General features: G+C 67.0%; 17 protein-coding genes and 1 riboswitch. Of the genes, 8 read left to right on the top strand and 9 right to left on the bottom strand.

Annotated features, from left to right (window positions below):
* Genes JQ507_11020 through JQ507_11000 form a run of 5 tightly spaced genes read right to left on the bottom strand, consistent with a single transcriptional unit; the run spans nucleotide 1 to nucleotide 6,443 of the window.
* On the bottom strand, nucleotides 1–630 hold the full coding sequence (locus JQ507_11020) for a precorrin-8X methylmutase (GenBank protein ID QRI71956.1): 630 nt from the start codon (nucleotides 628–630) through the stop codon (nucleotides 1–3).
* Nucleotides 630–1,793 carry a precorrin-3B synthase gene (cobG, locus tag JQ507_11015; protein ID QRI71955.1) on the bottom strand — a complete coding sequence of 388 codons (1,164 nt, stop codon included), beginning with the start codon at nucleotides 1,791–1,793 and terminating at the stop codon, nucleotides 630–632. Before cobG ends, JQ507_11020 begins: the two co-directional genes overlap by 1 nt.
* Entirely contained in the window at nucleotides 1,790–5,038 is a 3,249-nt protein-coding gene (gene cobN / locus JQ507_11010) for a cobaltochelatase subunit CobN (GenBank protein ID QRI71954.1), read from the bottom strand. Before cobN ends, cobG begins: the two co-directional genes overlap by 4 nt.
* Entirely contained in the window at nucleotides 5,038–6,072 is a 1,035-nt protein-coding gene (cobW, locus tag JQ507_11005; protein QRI71953.1) for a cobalamin biosynthesis protein CobW, read from the bottom strand. Before cobW ends, cobN begins: the two co-directional genes overlap by 1 nt.
* Nucleotides 6,069–6,443, bottom strand: coding sequence for a DUF1636 domain-containing protein (locus JQ507_11000; GenBank protein ID QRI71952.1), 375 nt, complete (start codon nucleotides 6,441–6,443; stop codon nucleotides 6,069–6,071). Before JQ507_11000 ends, cobW begins: the two co-directional genes overlap by 4 nt.
* A 93-nt stretch (nucleotides 6,444–6,536) precedes the next feature.
* Nucleotides 6,537–6,748, bottom strand: a riboswitch (cobalamin riboswitch).
* A 36-nt stretch (nucleotides 6,749–6,784) separates the two neighbouring features.
* Between JQ507_11000 and cobO the strand changes: the two genes are divergently transcribed.
* Together cobO and JQ507_10990 are read left to right on the top strand one after the other, a co-directional pair.
* Nucleotides 6,785–7,438 (top strand): cob(I)yrinic acid a,c-diamide adenosyltransferase, encoded by a 654-nt coding sequence (cobO, locus tag JQ507_10995; protein QRI71951.1) that lies wholly within the window; start codon nucleotides 6,785–6,787, stop codon nucleotides 7,436–7,438.
* A gap of 12 nt (nucleotides 7,439–7,450) precedes the next feature.
* Entirely contained in the window at nucleotides 7,451–8,899 is a 1,449-nt protein-coding gene (locus tag JQ507_10990) for a cobyric acid synthase (protein QRI71950.1), read from the top strand.
* Nucleotides 8,900–8,954: 55 nt separating this feature from the next.
* Here the strand turns inward: JQ507_10990 and JQ507_10985 are convergent, their stop codons facing one another.
* Nucleotides 8,955–9,920, bottom strand: a complete 966-nt coding sequence (locus JQ507_10985) for a threonine-phosphate decarboxylase (protein ID QRI71949.1) — start codon at nucleotides 9,918–9,920, stop codon at nucleotides 8,955–8,957.
* An 11-nt stretch (nucleotides 9,921–9,931) separates the two neighbouring features.
* Nucleotides 9,932–10,855: a cobalamin biosynthesis protein CobD gene (cobD, locus tag JQ507_10980; GenBank protein ID QRI73293.1), complete on the bottom strand. Its 924-nt coding sequence runs from the start codon at nucleotides 10,853–10,855 to the stop codon at nucleotides 9,932–9,934.
* Between the two features lie 166 nt (nucleotides 10,856–11,021).
* Here cobD and cobU point away from each other — a divergent pair, with 166 nt between their 5' ends.
* From cobU to JQ507_10950, 6 genes are all read left to right on the top strand, one after another.
* Entirely contained in the window at nucleotides 11,022–11,525 is a 504-nt protein-coding gene (cobU, locus tag JQ507_10975) for a bifunctional adenosylcobinamide kinase/adenosylcobinamide-phosphate guanylyltransferase (GenBank protein QRI71948.1), read from the top strand.
* A gap of 32 nt (nucleotides 11,526–11,557) precedes the next feature.
* Nucleotides 11,558–12,190: a 5,6-dimethylbenzimidazole synthase gene (bluB, locus tag JQ507_10970; protein ID QRI73292.1), complete on the top strand. Its 633-nt coding sequence runs from the start codon at nucleotides 11,558–11,560 to the stop codon at nucleotides 12,188–12,190.
* Entirely contained in the window at nucleotides 12,168–12,494 is a 327-nt protein-coding gene (locus JQ507_10965) for a DUF1488 family protein (GenBank protein ID QRI71947.1), read from the top strand. Before bluB ends, JQ507_10965 begins: the two co-directional genes overlap by 23 nt.
* The gene (locus JQ507_10960) at nucleotides 12,494–12,685 is read left to right on the top strand and encodes a CbtB-domain containing protein (protein QRI71946.1); all 192 of its coding nucleotides are present in this window, start codon (nucleotides 12,494–12,496) and stop codon (nucleotides 12,683–12,685) included. Before JQ507_10965 ends, JQ507_10960 begins: the two co-directional genes overlap by 1 nt.
* A 10-nt stretch (nucleotides 12,686–12,695) precedes the next feature.
* Complete coding sequence (locus JQ507_10955) at nucleotides 12,696–13,433, top strand: CbtA family protein (protein QRI71945.1); 738 nt, start codon at nucleotides 12,696–12,698, stop codon at nucleotides 13,431–13,433.
* Nucleotides 13,434–13,610: 177 nt separating this feature from the next.
* Nucleotides 13,611–14,600: a LacI family DNA-binding transcriptional regulator gene (locus JQ507_10950; protein ID QRI71944.1), complete on the top strand. Its 990-nt coding sequence runs from the start codon at nucleotides 13,611–13,613 to the stop codon at nucleotides 14,598–14,600.
* A 10-nt stretch (nucleotides 14,601–14,610) separates the two neighbouring features.
* On the opposite strand, the gene JQ507_10945 is transcribed toward JQ507_10950, so the two are convergent.
* Together JQ507_10945 and JQ507_10940 are read right to left on the bottom strand one after the other, a co-directional pair.
* On the bottom strand, nucleotides 14,611–15,021 hold the full coding sequence (locus JQ507_10945) for a cupin domain-containing protein (protein QRI71943.1): 411 nt from the start codon (nucleotides 15,019–15,021) through the stop codon (nucleotides 14,611–14,613).
* 186 nt (nucleotides 15,022–15,207) lie between these two features.
* Nucleotides 15,208–16,821, bottom strand: a complete 1,614-nt coding sequence (locus tag JQ507_10940; protein QRI73291.1) for an NAD(P)/FAD-dependent oxidoreductase — start codon at nucleotides 16,819–16,821, stop codon at nucleotides 15,208–15,210.
* Between the last annotated feature and the right edge of the window lie 97 nt (nucleotides 16,822–16,918).

Raw genomic sequence — 16,918 nt, 5'->3', positions numbered from 1 at the left:
CTATTCGCTCCAGCTCGCCAACGCATTGACGGCGGCAACGGTGATCGCCGAGCCGCCGAGACGTCCCTCAACCGTCAGCGCCGGCACGGGCGCCCCGGCCATCAATGCCGCCTTGGACTCGGCCGCACCGACGAAGCCGACCGGACAGCCGATGATCGCCGCCGGCCGCGGGCAGTCGGGATGCTCCAGCATGTTGAGCAGATGGAACAGCGCCGTCGGCGCATTGCCGATCGCGACGATGGCGCCGGCCAGATGCGGCCGCCACAGCTCAAGCGCGGCAGCAGACCGCGTATTGCGCATCGATTGCGCGAGCGCGGGAACGGTGGCGTCACCGAGCGTGCAGATCACCTCGTTGCGGGCCGGCAGCCGCGCGCGCGTAATTCCCTCCGAGACCATGCGCGCATCGCAGAGGATCGGCGCGCCCTCCTGCAATGCTGCCCGTGCCCGCGCGGCCATGCCGGGCGTGAAGCGAATATGCGCTTCCAGGCCCACCATGCCCGCCGCATGGATCATGCGTACCACCACCGGCTCCTCGTCGGGCGTGAAGCGGCCGAGTTCGGCCTCCGACCGGATGGTGGCAAAGGACTGGCGATAGATCGCCGCACCGTCGGTCTCGTAGACGTGCGGCATCAATGGGCTCCCGACAGCAGCGAAGGATTTGCAACGAGGTCCGAACCAGTTAGTCCCCGCATGACGGGCACGTCACGCGCCGTGCCGTGACGGATCAGGTCAAAGCCGTCGCGTGTGGCCACAAGGGTGATGTCCGCGGAGCCGGAATGGGCGCAGCCTTTGGCACAGCCTGACACATGCAGCCGCGCGTCAGCCGGGATATGCCGCGCAAGCGTCGACGCCAATGCGCGCGTATCGGCATACGCCTCACCGCAGCGCGGCGCGCCGCTGCAGGCGATCACGCGGAGCGCCGGATCGTCGGCATCGGTGACGAGGTCCGCCCCGCGAGGCATCTCATGCATTCCTTCCGCCAGCAGCATCCGCCACGGCGTCATGCGAAGCACCTGTGCGCACGCGGCGAGATGGCCGAGTGTGTGGTGCGGCATTTGCCCGAAGGCCACGCCGACCATTGCACCGATAGGATAGAGGCCGGGAACAGGGTCCGCCGATCGGGCCACAGGCTTGGCATCGCCACGAAGCAATACGGGAAGGCTCGCGCCGCCGGCCAGATGCGCCGCCATCCGTCGCTTCCCACCCCTGGCTCCGCCGGAAGCAACGAACCACTCGGCCAGCGCAAGCGCGACCCGCACGGCCTCGTCCCGCCTGACCGAGCGCCCGGACCGCGCGCCATCAGCGCGCACCAGCAGGCTTCCATTGCGATCGCGCTCGATCCTGACATCCGCCGATGCGCCAGCCAGAAGCCGCTCGTTGCCGTCGTCGATGGCGAAACCGAACTTGGTCGGAAGATCGAGAGAGGCACCGGCGAGTGCCCGCTCGAGCTCGGCCGCGAGCGGGCGCGTGTCGTCACCGGCGGTCCAGAATGGCGTCACCAGAATGTTGCGCTGCGCTTCAGTCTCGGAATCTGCATCCAGCAACCCGAGCTCGGCAAGCCCGTCGATCAAGGCCGGATACCCCGCATCGCTGACGCCGCGGATCTGGAGATTGCCGCGGCTGGTCAGGTCGATCAGGCCGTTGCCATATCGCGCAGCAAGCTCGGCGATCCCCACCGCCTGGATGGCGTCCAGTCGACCGACGCGCGGGCGGATCCGCACCACGAGGCCATCGCCCGACTGCATCGGCCGCAGCGCGCCGGGACACCAGCCCTTGATCGCGACCGCGCTCATGAGGCCTCCTGCAGCGCAGCCGCAATCGAGTTGCGCCGCGTTTGCCAGAGCAAGGCTTCATGCAGCCGGGTGAAGCAGGTTTCGATCGCAGCCAGCGCGGCTGGATTCTCGCGCGCCATGAAGCCGCGAACCTCGTCATTGCCGATCGTCGCGTCGTAATACAGGTCGAACAGATGCGGCGGCACCGCACCGGCAAGATGCGCAAATGCCGCCATGTGCTCCAGCGTCGCGGATATTTCGGCAGCGCCGCGGAAGCCGTGACGCATCATCCCCGCGATCCATGCCGGATTGGCTGCGCGCGCCCGCACCACCCGCGCGATCTCCTCGGTCAGCGATCGCGCATGCGGCTGATCCGGCCGCGTCGCATCGAGGTGATAGAGCGAGGGGATGCTTGTGCCTAACCGGCGCGCCGCCGCCGCAATGCCCGCCTCGTGCGCAGCATAGTCCGCCGCCAGCAGCAGATCGGTCTCCGGCAAGTCCTGGGTATGAACAAAGCTGTCGGCGGCAGCGAGCCGCGCCTCGATGGCGGCGCGATCCGGCCGGATCTGGCCATCGGACGCGATGGCCCAGGATGACGCCGAGAGCCAGGCTTCGCCGGCCGCCTCGCGCGCCTCTGCTGTGAAGACATCGGGGATCGACGCGATGCCGGCACCATAATGTCCGGGGCGCGGACCGAACACGCGGGCGATACGCTGCCGATAGGGATTCTCGTCCGCCTCCTCGCTGCGTTCTGACAGAGCTTCCGTCGCGGCTTCGAACAATTGGGCAAGCCCCGCAAACACGTCGCGGAACAGGCCTGACACACGCAGCGTGACGTCGATGCGGGGACGGCCGAGCTCCGCCAGCGCGATGATGTCGTAGCCGGTCACCCGGCCCGACCCGTGATCCCAGCGCGGCGCGATGCCGGCAAGGTGCAACGCCATCGCAAAATCCTCACCGGCAGTGCGCATCGTCGACGAGCCCCAGAGATCGACGACGAGTCCCTTCGGCCAGTCGCCGTGATCCTGCAAATGACGGCGCAGCAGTTCCTCGGCGAGCTTCACACCCTGCGCATGCGCCGACGGCGTCGGCACCGCGCGTGGATCGACGGCAAACAGATTGCGTCCGGTCGGCAGCACGTCGCTGCGCCCGCGATAGGGCGAGCCCGACGGCCCCGGCGCGACGCGCCGGCCGGCCAGCGCATCAAGTAACGCCGCCTTCTCCGCCTCGCCGCAAGCGCCCTGCCCGAACACGTGCAGTCCGTCGCCGAACTGGCTTTCCTTGAGATCGCAGACGAAGCGGTCGATCTGCGGGATGGCCTCGGCCGCGGAGACTGACGCGGCAAGACCGAGATCGTCCTCCAGCCCGGCTATGCGCGCTTCTTCGCGGATCGCAGCGATCAGGCGCTGCCGCCGCGCCGGGTCGAGACCATCGGCGGTCGAATATTCATCGAGCAGGCGCTCGAGAGCACGCAGGCTTTCCGGCACCGCGGCTTGTCCCAGCGGCGGCGGCAGATGACCGATCGTCACGGCGCCGATCCGGCGCTTGGCCTGCGCCGCCTCGCCGGGATCGTTGACGATGAAGGGATAGACAACCGGCAGATCGCCGATCAATGCCTCCGGCCAGCACGCGGACGACAGCGCAACCGATTTGCCGGGCAGCCATTCCAGCGTGCCATGCGCGCCGATGTGGACGACGGCGTCGATACCTTGCCCCCGGAGCCAGAGATGGAACGCGACATAGGCATGGCGGGGCATGCGCGACAGATCGTGATAGTCGGCATCGCGATGACTGACATCACCGCGCTCCGGCTGAACGGCGATGACCGACTTGCCGCATCGGATCGCGGCGAAATGAAATGCGCCGTCACGGCAATCGGGATCGTCCTCCGGGGCGCCCCATGCACGCGCCAGATCATCCTGGAGCTGCAGGGGAATACCGGAGAGCGCCGCGCGATATTCGTTCACGTCCCACGTCAGTTTCCGGCGCAAAAGCGCATCGCCCGGCAACTCCACCGCCTCGACGTCAAACCCTGCACCCGCGAGATCGGCCAGCAACGTCTGGACTGAAGCAAGCGCATCAAGGCCGACGGCGTGGGCGATCTGATGCGGACGGCCGGGATAGTTCGACAGCACGAGCGCGAGCTGCTTGTCTTGCGCCGGCTTGCCGGCAAGCCGGTGCCAGGCTGCGACGCGCGCGACAATCGCCGCGACACGCTCGGCGTCCGGTCGATGCGCAAGATGCGCGAATTGCAGATCGGGATCGCGCTCACCGGGCGACTTGAAGCTCGCTACACCAGCGAACAGGCGGCCGTCGACTTCCGGCAACACCACATGCATTGCGAGATCGCCGGGCGACAGGCCGCGCAGCGACAAGGCCCAATCCTCGCGCCGCGCCGTGGACAGCGCGACCTGGAACATCGGGCACGAAGCCGCGTCGAACGGCGTCGTGCCGTCGTTCCCGGCAGCGGAGAACGCAGTGGCGTTGACGATGGCCGCAGGCGGGCATTGCGCGAGCTGAACGCGCAGCCAGTCCGCAACACCTGCCGCCTTCAGCGAGGTGACGAAGACACCGTGGGCATCAAAGCCCCTCTCACGCAACGCATCGATCAACGCGTCGACCGGCGCGGTGTCGCCGGCCGCGAGATAGGAGCGATAGAAGGTCACGAGCGCCCGCGGCCGGCCATCCGGCGCCGGCAGCACCGCGACGGCACCGCGCCGGGGATCGTAGACGCCGATCTCCGGCAGATCGATCTCGCCCACCACTGGCCCGGCATAGAGGCCGGACGCCAGCGCCAGTTGCGCGATCACGGCCTGCGCGGCAACCGGGCCGCCCTTGTCGCACAGCACCTTCAGACGGCGCAGGGTCGAGACCGGCAAGGTCGAGAATTCATCGAGCCGCAGATCGTCGCGGCCATCCGCCGGCAGCACTACCAGGGCGATGCCGCGCTCCCTGGCCAGCCGATGCACCGCTGAGAGCCCGTAGGACCAATAGGGTTCGCCGCCGATCAGCCGCACCAGAATGCCGCGCGCGTGCGACAGCGTCCGCTCGATATAAGTATCGACCGACAGCGGATGGCGCAGCTCCGCGAGATTGGCGAGCCGCAGCGACGGCAATGCCGCACGGCCACGTCGCCAGCCGGCCGCGAACGCCGCGAGATCGCTGTCGGAAAACGACAACACCACGAGATCGGCCGGATCCTGGCCGAGGTCCCTTGGTGTCGCGGTCTCCTCAAGGCCGCGACTCTCGCGGAAGACGACGTGCATCAGACACCAAGCCGTGCCCTGATGGCGGCTTCATCAATATCGCCGTGTTCGCCGATCACGACGAGCTTCGACTGCCGCGGCCGCATGCCCCAGGGCATGTCGAACTGATGCCGCACCCGCTCGCCGACCGATTGCACCAGTAACCGCATCGGCTTGCCCTCGACGGCGATATAGCCCTTGGCGCGCAGCACGTTCTGCTCGCGCGCCAGCCCCTTGATCGAAGCGACCAGCGCCTCGACATCGACAATCTCGGGCAGATCGATCACCACCGAATTGAAATCGTCGTGCTCGTGCTCCTCTTCGCCGTCATGATGCGACGGGCGCGCCGCGAGATCGTTTTCCGCCGCGGCGCCGAGCCCAAGGATCACGCGCGCGTCGATGGTGCCGTCGACAACGGGCAACATCGGCACCTCGCGCGGCATCTCGGCCGCGATCACCTCCTTGGCCACCCTGATCCCCTCTGCCCCGGCGAGATCGGCCTTGGTCAGCAGCACGATGTCGGCGCAGGCGATCTGATCCTCGAACACTTCGGACAGCGGCGTCTCGTGGTCGAGATTGGCGTCGGCCGCGCGCTGCGCATCCACTGCGGCAACGTCGGGCGCAAACCGGCCGGCCGCAACGGCTTCCGCATCGGCCAGCGCGATCACGCCGTCGACCGTGATCCGCGAACGAATCTCCGGCCAGTCGAACGCCTTGAGCAGCGGCTTCGGCAGCGCGAGGCCGGAGGTCTCGATCACGATGTGATCGGGCTTCACCGGGCGCGCGAGCAACTGCTCCATCGCCGGGATGAAATCGTCGGCGACGGTGCAGCAGATGCAGCCATTGGCGAGCTCGACGATGTTCTCGGTCGGGCAATCGGCGTCGGCGCACGACTTCAGGATGTCGCCGTCGACGCCCTCGCTGCCGAATTCGTTCACCAGCACGGCGAGCTTCTTGCCGTTGGCGTTGCGGATCAGATGCTGGATCAGCGTCGTCTTGCCGGATCCGAGAAAGCCGGTCACGACGGTGACCGGAACCTTGGCGAGTGTCGTCATTCTGCGGCCTCCGGCACGACGGGAAGTGGTGGAATGCGGGCAAGCGATTGCTTGCGGAAAACTTCCGGGCGGCTGCGCCACGGCACGATGCCGTCGGGCGCCGCGGCATAGGCGCTGGCGCCGGCGATCACATCCCCGGCATTGGCTTCGGACAGGCGCCCATAGACATAGGACCACCGGCCGGGCGCGCTGAGCGCGACCGAGCAGCCCTGGCTGCAAGCCGAGAGACATTCGACGGGAACCAGATTGACGCCATCGGGCACACCGGCCTCGACAAGCGCGGCGTGCAGGCGCGCACCGGGCGCGACTTCACCTTCCGCCAGCGTTTGGCCGGCGCGGCAGGTAATACAGACATGAAGGGTAACGCTCATCGGCCTTCCTGGATTGACAGCGGGAAGCGATGAGGCACACGAACCGATCTTGCACCGGTTCGTTCCCCGTCGCGGAACACCCCGTCCGCCGGTCTCACAACATGCTGCGTTGGCAGGTCTCCCGGCTTGCGGAGCAGGATTTCTCCCTTCGATCCCCGCCTTCCCGATCCCCTTGGGGAATCAGTGGCTTTGGGCATCTCTCCGGTCACGGTCGCGGGGGCGGCTGCTTTTCAGGCCCGACTTGAGCCCTATCGCATTCCCTCTTCGCCTGTCATAGGACAGGAACCAACGCGGACCCACCATTCGTCCGCGGCTCGAACTTGTCAAGCCGAAGGAACGTCATGACGTCTGAAGGAAACGGGACCGAAGACGAGGTCGTCAGCGGCGAGGCTTCGCTGGATACGCGCCACGCGACCAAGATGGCGAAAAAGAAGGTCGCCCGCGACAAGATCATGGCGACCAAGAGCGGCGAAAAGGGCCTGATCATCGTTCACACCGGCGCCGGCAAGGGAAAATCCTCCTCCGCCTTCGGCATGATCGTCCGCTGCGTGGCGCACGGCTTTCCCTGCGCCGTGGTGCAGTTCATCAAGGGTGCCTGGGATACCGGCGAGCGCCGCCTGCTCGCCGGGCATTTCGGCGATCTCTGTCAATTCCACGCGATGGGTGAAGGCTTCACCTGGGAGACGCAGGATCGCGCCCGCGACATCGCGGCGGCGCAAGCCGGCTGGGAAAAGGCCAAGCAGCTGATCGCCGACGAAAGCCTGCGCATGGTCGTGCTCGACGAGATCAACATTGCGCTGCGCTACGACTATCTGGCGATCGCCGACGTGGTCGATTTCCTGAAGACGTCGAAGCCACCGATGACCCATGTCGTGCTCACCGGTCGCAACGCCAAGGAGGAGTTGATCGAGATCGCCGACCTCGTCACCGAGATGACGCTGGTGAAGCATCCGTTCCGGTCCGGCATCAAGGCCCAGCCGGGCGTCGAGTTCTAAGAGCCCAACGCCATGGCGCGCGCATTGATGATCCAGGGCGCCGGCTCGGACGTGGGCAAGTCGCTCATCGTCGCCGGCCTCGCGCGCGCCGCCACGCGGCGCGGCCTGCGCGTGCTGCCGTTCAAGCCGCAGAACATGTCGAACAATGCGGCCGTGACCGTCGACGGCGGCGAGATCGGACGCGCGCAGGCGTTGCAGGCGCTCGCCGCCGGCGTCGAGCCGCACACCGACATGAACCCGGTGCTGCTGAAGCCGGAGACCGATGTCGGCGCCCAGGTCATCGTGCACGGCAAGCGGATCGCGACCGCCCGCGCGCGCGAATATGCCGCGATGAAACCGTCGCTGATGGGCGCGGTGCTGGAAAGCTTCGAGCGCCTGAAGGCGTGCGCCGATCTGGTGCTGGTCGAAGGCGCCGGCAGTCCCGCCGAGGTCAATTTGCGCAAGGCCGACATCGCCAATATGGGCTTTGCGCGCAAGGCCGACGTGCCCGTGGTGTTGGTCGGCGACATCGACCGCGGCGGCGTGATCGCGCAGCTCGTCGGCATCAAGACGGTGATCGATCCCGACGATGCCGCGATGATCCAGGGCTTCGTCATCAACAAATTCCGCGGTGATCCCTCGCTGTTCGATGACGGCTACCGCCTGATCGAAACCCGCACCGGATGGCGCGGCTTCGGCGTGCTGCCCTGGTTCGCTCGCGCCGCCGAGCTGCCTGCCGAAGATGCGCTCGGGCTCGGCGAGGCGCGCAAGCCCGGACAATGCAAGATCGCGTTTCTGGCGCTGTCGCGGATCGCCAATTTCGACGACCTCGATCCGCTGAAGCTCGAGCCCGGCGTCGACCTCGTGATGGTGCGCCCGGGCGAAGCCGTCCCCGGCGATGCCAGGCTCGTCATCCTGCCCGGCTCGAAATCGACCCGCGGCGACCTCGCCTTCCTGCGCGCGCAAGGCTGGGACATCGATCTGCTGGCGCACCATCGCCGCGGCGGCCATGTCCTCGGCCTGTGCGGCGGCTACCAGATGCTCGGCGAGAGCGTCGCCGATCCCGATGGGATCGAGGGCCCCGCCGGCGAGACGCGCGGCCTCGGCCTGCTCGATGTCACCACCACCATGACCGAGCAGAAGACGCTGACCCGCGTCAGCGCGGTGCATGCTGCGACCGGTCAGCCGATCAACGCCTACGAGATCCACATCGGGCGCACCGACGGTCCGGACCGCGCCCGGCCGTTTGCACGGCTTGATGGCGTGGCTGAAGGTGCCGTTTCCAGCGACGGGCGCGTTCACGGCAGCTATCTGCACGGCCTGTTCACGTCGGACGAATTCCGCAAGGCGTTCCTTGCGCAGCTCGATATCGCTGTGGCGGATCAGCTCTATGGCGCCAGGGTCGAAAGCGCGCTCGACGCGCTTGCCGCGCACATCGAAGCCCATCTCGATGTCGACGGCCTGCTCGCGCTGGCGCGCTAAAGCGTTTTCGAGCGTAGTGGACACCGGTTCGCGTGAAGAGAACGTGTCGTGAAAATCATCGCGACAAAGCGGCCGAGACACGGGACCATTCGGCCTCATAGCCCGGCAGGCCCAGGCGCAGCCATCCCGGCTTCTGCTGGAAGACGCGCGACCAGATCCGTCCGCGGGCAAGCACCTCCTGTGCGGCAAGCGCATCGCCGGTCTCGTAGAGCCGGAACAGCGGCGTGCCGCCGACCAGCGTCCAACCCCGCGATTGCGCCGCCGCGTCGAGCCTGGCGCAGTCGTCCGCTAGGCGCGCGATCGTCGCCCTCGCCCAGTCGCGATCGAGCAAGGCCCGCCGTCCGATCGCGATCGCGGCCCCCGAAACTGGCCATGGGCCTGCCATCGCGGCAAGCGCGGCGATATCGGGCTCGCTGCCGACAGCGAAGCCGAGCCGCAAGCCGGCAAGCCCGTAGAACTTGCCGAATGAGCGCAGGATCAGGAGCCCCGCGCGCCCTGCTTCCGCTGCAAGCGAGATGCCGGGTACGGCATCCGCAAAACTCTCGTCAATGACGAGCCGGCCAACGCGCGGCAGCAACGCAAGCAGTTCCCCCCGATCATGACGTTGTCCGTCGGGGTTGTTCGGATTGACGACGACGGCAATGTCTGCGCCTGCGAGCGCAGCGAGCTCGGACACTTCGTCAACGTCCCAGCCCGCAGCCGACAACACACCGGCATACTCATTATACGTGGGCGCAAGGATGCGCGCCCGCCCGCGCGACACGAGATTCGGCAGCAACTGAATGGCGGCCTGCGCACCGCCGATCGCCACGATCGGCGCACCGGTGCCGTAGGCCTGCCGCGCCGCGTGGTGCAGGGATTCGATGTCGGATCGCGACGGCAACGCGTTCCATTGCCGTGGCTCCACGCCGACGTCAGGATAAGGCACCCGATTGATCCCGGTCGACAGATCGATCCAGTCTTCCACAGGCCCGCCGAAGCGTCGCTGGGCGACATCGAGATTTCCGCCGTGCTCACGCATCCGCCGCTCCTTCACGCCAGCGCCAGGGCCACGAAAGCTCCGGCCAGCAGTATCATGGCGTAACGATAGAGTCGCAGCCCGGTGATGACATCGGCGGCAGCCGGATCGCGCGCGCCCTCGTTCAGCCAGGGCTCGTTCGCGATGCTGCCGTGATAGATGCGCGGTCCGCTGAGCCGCACACCGAGCGCGCCGGCCATCGCCGCTTCCGGCCAGCCGGCATTGGGCGAGCGATGCCGGTGCGCGTCACGCAGCATGCATGACCATGCCTGCGCGCGGTTTGGCGCAAGCAACACGAACAAGAGACCGGTCAGCCGCGCCGGAATGAGATTGGCGAGATCGTCGATCCGCGCCGCGGCCCAACCGAAGGCTTCGTGCCGCTCGGAGCGATGGCCGATCATGGAGTCCAGCGTGTTGATCGCCTTGTAGCCGAGGATTCCCGGCAGTCCGAACAGCGCCCCCCAGAACAGCGGCGCCACGATGCCGTCGGACGCGTTCTCGGCAAGGCTCTCGATGGTTGCGCGCGCGATGCCGGCGTCATCGAGCGTGGCCGGATCGCGCCCGACGATCTGCGCGACCGCCGACCGCGCAGCCGCAATGTCGCCTGATGCAAGCGGATTTGCCACCGCGGCGACATGGTCATGCAGTGAGCGCAGCGCCACCAGCGGCCATGCCAGCACGCCCACGACAACGACATGCTCCCATCCGGATCCAAGCGCGGACTGAACGGCCCACCCCAGCGCCGTCGCCAGCGCGATCACCAGCACGGCCGCCGCAACACCGGCAGCACGGCGGAACGCCGGCGGATCGGAGGCCCTGTTCCAACTGGTATCGAGGAGATGGATCAACCGGCCGAGCCAGGTCACGGGATGGCCGATGCGGGCAAACAGCCACGCCGGCCAGCCGATCAGGGCGTCCACAGCCATCGCCACCGCCATCGCTCCCGCAAATCCCACTTAACCCTCTCCTCGCCGCGATCCCCCTGATGCGCAAGACATTGAGCGAGCGCAAGCCCTCCGCGGGCGGATTTCGGCTTTGTCTTTCATCGCGATTGGTGGTTAGAGCGTTTCGAGCGGCGTGGATACCGGCCGCACGGGAGATGAGATGGCGGTCATTCTGATCACGGGCGGAGCCCGGTCCGGCAAGAGCCGGCGCGCCGAACTTCGCGCGCGCTCCTTTCCGGGCCAGCTGGTGTATATTGCCACCGCCGAGGCTCTCGACGCGGAAATGGACGAGCGGATCGCCAGGCATCGCGCGCGGCGCGGCAACGACTGGATCGAGCGCGAGGTGCCGCTCGATCTCGTCGCGACATTGACCGAGACCGACGGCGGCGGCGTCAGGCTGGTCGATTGCCTGACGCTCTGGCTGTCCAACCTGCTGCATGCGGAGCGCGACTGGTCGCAAGAAGTGACGCGCCTTGCCGAGGCGTTGTCGCGCCAACGCAGCCCGGTCATCCTGGTCACCAACGAGGTCGGCCTCGGCATCGTGCCCGACAACGCGCTGGCGCGGACCTTCCGCGACGCCGCAGGTCTGATGAACCAGACCATTGCCGCTGCGGCAGACGAGGTCGAGTTCGTCGTTGCCGGCCTGCCGATGAAACTCAAATGAACTCCGAGAGCGATCCTGCCAAAGGCCCCGCGATGGTCTCATTCGACGACGCGTTTCGCCGGCAACTGCACGAGTTGTTCGTGTGGCGGCGCGACGTGCGGCGTTTCCGGACCGATCCGCTGCCGGATGGGTCGATCGAGCGGCTGATCGAGATCGCCTGCCTGTCGCCTTCGGTCGGGTTGAGCCAGCCCTGGCGGTTCGTCATTGTCGACGATGCGACACGGCGCCGCGCGGTCATCGAAGACTTCAAGGCCTGCAACGCTGACGCGTTGCGGTCCTATTCCGGCGAGCGTGCAGCAAAATATGCCGCATTGAAACTATCGGGCCTCGAAGAGGCGCCCGGCCATCTCGCCGTGTTCGCCGAGAAGACCGACCACATCGGCTCCGGTCTCGGCCGCGCGACCATGCCGGAGACGTCGGAATATTCCGTAGTGGCCGCGATCTGTTCGATGTGGCTCGCCGCGCGCGCGGAAGGGATTGGCCTCGGCTGGGTATCGATCCTCAATCCGGGCCGCGTACGTGAGATTCTGGAGATACCGGACGGCTGGAAGTTCATCGGCTACCTCTGCATCGGCTACCCGCAGGCAGAATGCGACCGCCCGGAGCTCGAACAAGCCAAGTGGGAATCGCGGCGAGGTCCCGGTGAATGCACCATCCGGCGCTGACGAATCTCCGACCGGCAGCGGCGCCCACTGGCGCGCGGACATTGCCTCCCTGGTCTTTCCTGTCCCGGAGCACGGCGCGATCTGCGCAGTGCATCGAGGTGCATTTCGGACTCTGCTTGGCGCAGAGCCGGTGCCGGAGGTCTGCCTCGGCTATTTCGAGCGCCACAGAGACGCATTCAGGTCAGCTGCCAGCGCCAAGATCCTGGGCAAGCGCATACCTCCTGGAACAAATCTGCATCTTACCAGTCGCGACATCGCCCGAAAGCTGCTAGAAGCCGACCAAATCGAACGTGGAGAACGATGATGAGCCAGTCCCAGACCGCGCAAGCCCAGCATCTGCCGGTTGCCACCCGACAGGTCGGCCGGCTTGCCCAGTCCCTGATGGCGATGACGCTCGGCCTGTTCATCGTCGGCGTGGTCGGCTTCTCGCACATCGACGTGATCCACAATGCCGCGCACGACGTGCGCCACTCCAACGCATTCCCCTGCCACTGACCCCGTCGGTATGAGTACGTTTCGCTCGATCGTCTTCTCGTCGGTCATCGCGGGATTCATCGTCGGCCTGATCGTTACCGCGGCTCAGCAGTTCGGCACCGTTCCCCTGATCCTCAGGGCCGAGGTCTATGAGAAGGCGGCCGAGCACAAGCACGAAGCCTCGGCGACACCGCAAGCCATCCTCGTGCATGATCATGCTGATCATGATCATGGCGCGGAGGGGTGGGAGCCGAAGGACGGGCTGGAGCGCAATCTCTACACGGCGGGCGCGAACATCCTGACCGCGGTCGGCTTTGCGCTTCTGCTCGGTGGCTTCCTCGCGGTCCGCAGCGGCGCGACCGGCGAGCCGATCTCGTGGCATGAGGGCTTGATGTGGGGCCTCGCGGGCTTTGCCGTCTTCACCATCGCTCCCGGCCTTGGGCTGCCGCCTGAATTGCCCGGAGTCCCCGCCGCTCCGCTGCTCTCGCGTCAGATCTGGTGGACGATCGCGGTGCTGGCGACCGCTGCCGGCCTTGGACTGATCGTGTTCCGCCGCTCGATGCCGGCCGCAATCGCCGGCGTGGTCCTGATCATGCTGCCGCATCTGATCGGCGCGCCCGAGCTCGAGCATATCGAGACCAACGTTCCGTCGTCCCTGTCGCATCAGTTCGTGGTCGCCGTCACGCTGACCAGCCTGGTGTTCTGGACCCTGCTCGGCAGCCTGACCAGTGCCGCCTTCGCCTATTTCGATCGGCCGGCGTCGGCGTGACACGACAACGATCGCGGCAAGAATCAATTGAGATTCGCCACGGAGCCTGATTAGGTTCGGCGATGCCGTCCGCCACAGGCCTGACGGCCGCAATGCCGAACCGACAGGGCCCAACCATCGATGAGCAAGGCGCGACGGACACGACCGACGATTCGTGACGTCGCGGCCGAGGCCGGCGTGTCCGTCTCAAGTGTCAGCCGCACGCTCAATGGCGGCATCTACACCAGCGCGGAACTGCATGCCCGCATCATGCGCGCGGTGAAGCGGCTCGGCTTCGAGCCCGACCAAGCGGCGCAGGTGCTGCGCTCGCGGGCCTCCAACACGATCGGCTGCATGGTGGCCGACTTCTCCAACCCGCACTATACCGGCATGGTCAGTGCGGCGGAGGAGGAATTCCAGCGCGCCGGATTCCTGCTGATGCTGGCCGCGACCAAGCACGAGGAAGCGCGCGAGGCCGCATTCCTGTCGGCGGTGCGGCGGCGCCAGATGGATGGCCTGCTGCTGTTCGCCGGCGACAATTCCCACAAGGATTTCATGAAGGGATTGGCGACGCTCGATCTGCCCTGCGTGACCGTCGACCGCGAGGTGCCTGATAGCATCCCGGTTCGCGTCGATCACCGCGGCGGCGCGCTGGAGGCGACGCGCTATCTGATCGGCCTCGGCCATCGCCGGATCGCATTGCTCACCGGCAGCGCCGCGGTGCTGCCGAGCACCGAGCGGCTCGCGGGCTACCGGCAAGCGCATCAGGAAGCCAAGATCGAGGTCGACCCGGCCCTGATCCGACCGCACATGCAGGGCGCCAACACCGCCTTCAGCTCGGTCTGCCAGTTGCTGCAAATGACAAAACCGCCGACCGCAATCATCTCGCTCGGCACCAGCATGCTGGCCGAGGTGCTGGAGGCGATCACCAGCAACGGCCTGCGCTATCCGCAGGACGTCTCGCTGGTGTGCAGCGGCGACACCGACCTCGCCCGCCATGCGACGCCGGCGATCACCGCATTGAGCTGGGACATGAACGAGGTCGGCCGCACCGCCGCGCGGCTGTTGCTGGAGCGGATCCGCAACGCCGACGAGCCGGGCAGCAGCGAGCCGGTATTCCTGCCGACGCGTCTCATCCTGCGCCATTCCTGCGCCGCGCCGGCAGCGCCAGCGCGGGGCCGAAAATAGTGTCGCGCGATCAGTCCGCCTGCGGCGCCGCCGCGTATTGTGCGTCGGAGACGTGCTCCATCCAGGTCGCGTAGTCGCCGTCGAGCGCTTCGTGGATCGCGATGTGGCTCATGCCGGTGGTCGGCGCCGCGCCGTGCCAATGCTTCTCGCCCGGCGGAATCCACACCACGTCGCCCGGACGGATCACCCGGGTCGGGCCGTCCCAGCTCTGTACATATCCGACGCCGGCCGTGACGTAGAGCGTCTGGCCGAGCGGATGGGTGTGCCACGCCGTGCGCGCGCCGGGTTCGAACGTGACGCGCGCCGCCTGCACCCGCGCCGGCGCCGGTGCGTTGACGATCGAGTCAGCCCACACAGTGCCGCTGAACCACTCGGCGTTGCCGCGTCGGCTCGCGACCGTTCCTGCGCGCTTGATGTCCATCTTCAGTCCTCCAACTCTTCCCGATCTGGAAACGGTTCCAGTTCTACCTGTCATTGCGAGCCAACGGTCGCGCGAACGCGCGTCCGATGACAGGCTCCCCGAACCAATCCATCCCTCCGCCCACGCGGAGCGATGGATTGCTTCGTCGCTTCGCTCCTCGCAATGACGGAGAGCAAAGCGCCGGCCTCAGCGCAACACAAATCCCTCGTAGCCGCGCTGCGCGACCTGCGCGATGCGATGGCGATAGCCCTGGCCGACATACGGCATGAACACCCGCGGCTTGCCGGCTATGTTGGCGCCCTGGTACCAGGAATTGGCCTTCGGATAGAGCGTGCGGCTGGCGGCATCCGCGACATGCGCCATCCAGGCCCGCTCGGCCTCGCGTTCCGGCTCGATCCGCGTCTGTCCGTTGGCCCGCATGCCGCCGAGGCATGCCGCGATCCACTCGACATGGTTCTCGCAGGCGTGGATCACATTACCAATAACTGATGGGCTACCCGGGCCGGTCACGATGAAGAGGTTCGGAAAGCCCGACACCATCAGGCCGAGATAGGCGCTGGGACCATCGGCCCAGGCCTCCTTCAAGCTCGCGCCGTCGCGGCCGCGGATCTGCATCGCGGCGAGTGCCCCGGTCATCGCGTCATAGCCGGTCGCCAGCACCAGCGCATCGAGCGCAAAGGATCGCGTCGCGGTCTCGACGCCGGTCTCGGTGACCGTCGTCAGCGGCTCCGCGCGCAGATCGACCAGCTCGACATGCGGCAGATTGTAGGTCGCGAAGTACCCGGTATCGATGCAGATCCGCTTGACGCCGAGCGGATAGTCCTTCGGCGACAGCGCTGCCGCCGTCGTCGCATCGTTGACGATGCCGCGGATCTTGTCGCGCACGAAGTCGCAGGCGACATCGTTGACGGCCTCATCTGTCAGGATGTTCGGGAACGCGGTCAGAATGCCGCCGCCGCCCTGCTCCCAAAGCTGTTCGTAGCGCGCCCATTGCACGTCGCGCTCCGGCACCGGCGCCTCGAATGCATTTGCAGGCACGCGCCCGAACTCCGGCGTCTCGAGGCTTTCGCGATATTTCGCGATCAAGGGTTCGGCGGCGGCGATATCGGCGTCGGAAAGCGGCGCGTTCCGCGCCGGCACCGAGTAGTTCGGCGTGCGTTGGAATACGGTCAGGCGGCTGGCCGCCTTGGCGACCATCGGGATCGTCTGCACGCCGGATGAGCCGGTGCCGATCACGGCGACACGCAAGCCGGAAAAGTCGACCTCCTCATGCGGCCACTGCCCGGTGTGATAGACCGGCCCGCCGAAGCGCTCGAGCCCGGGCAGCCTCGGCTTGTTGGGCACCGAGAGATTGCCGGTCGCCATCACGCAGGTCGACGCGACGATGCAATCGCCGCGATCGGTGCGGACGGTCCAGCTCTCGCCGGCCTCGTCCCAATCCGCGCTGGTCACACGCGTATCGAAGCGGATCAGGGAGCGCAGCTCGAAACGGTCGGCGACGCGCTGCGCGTAGCGCAGGATCTCGGGCTGGGTGGCGTATTTCTCGCTCCAGCGCCATTCCTGCCACAGCTCTTCCGACCAGGTGTAGGAATAGAACAGGCTCGGAATGTCGCAGCGCGCACCGGGATAGCGATTCCAGTACCAGGTGCCGCCGACGTCGGACGCCGCCTCGATGCCGATCACCTTCAGCCCGAGCTCGCGCAACCGGTAGATCGCATACAGCCCGCCGAAACCGGCCCCGACCACGACCGCATCGCATTCGGCGACCAACGGCGGCCTCGCGCCATGGTCCGGGCTCATCTGCTCCAGTCTGCTCATTTGTCACATCTCTCCGGCCGCAGGAATATTGCCATCGGTGGGAACACGCGCTATGTCTGAGAACGTTTCCAGACGGGAA

Source organism: Bradyrhizobium sp. PSBB068 (genome assembly GCA_016839165.1).
GTDB lineage: Bacteria > Pseudomonadota > Alphaproteobacteria > Rhizobiales > Xanthobacteraceae > Bradyrhizobium.
This window is presented reverse-complemented; position numbering and strand designations above follow the sequence as displayed.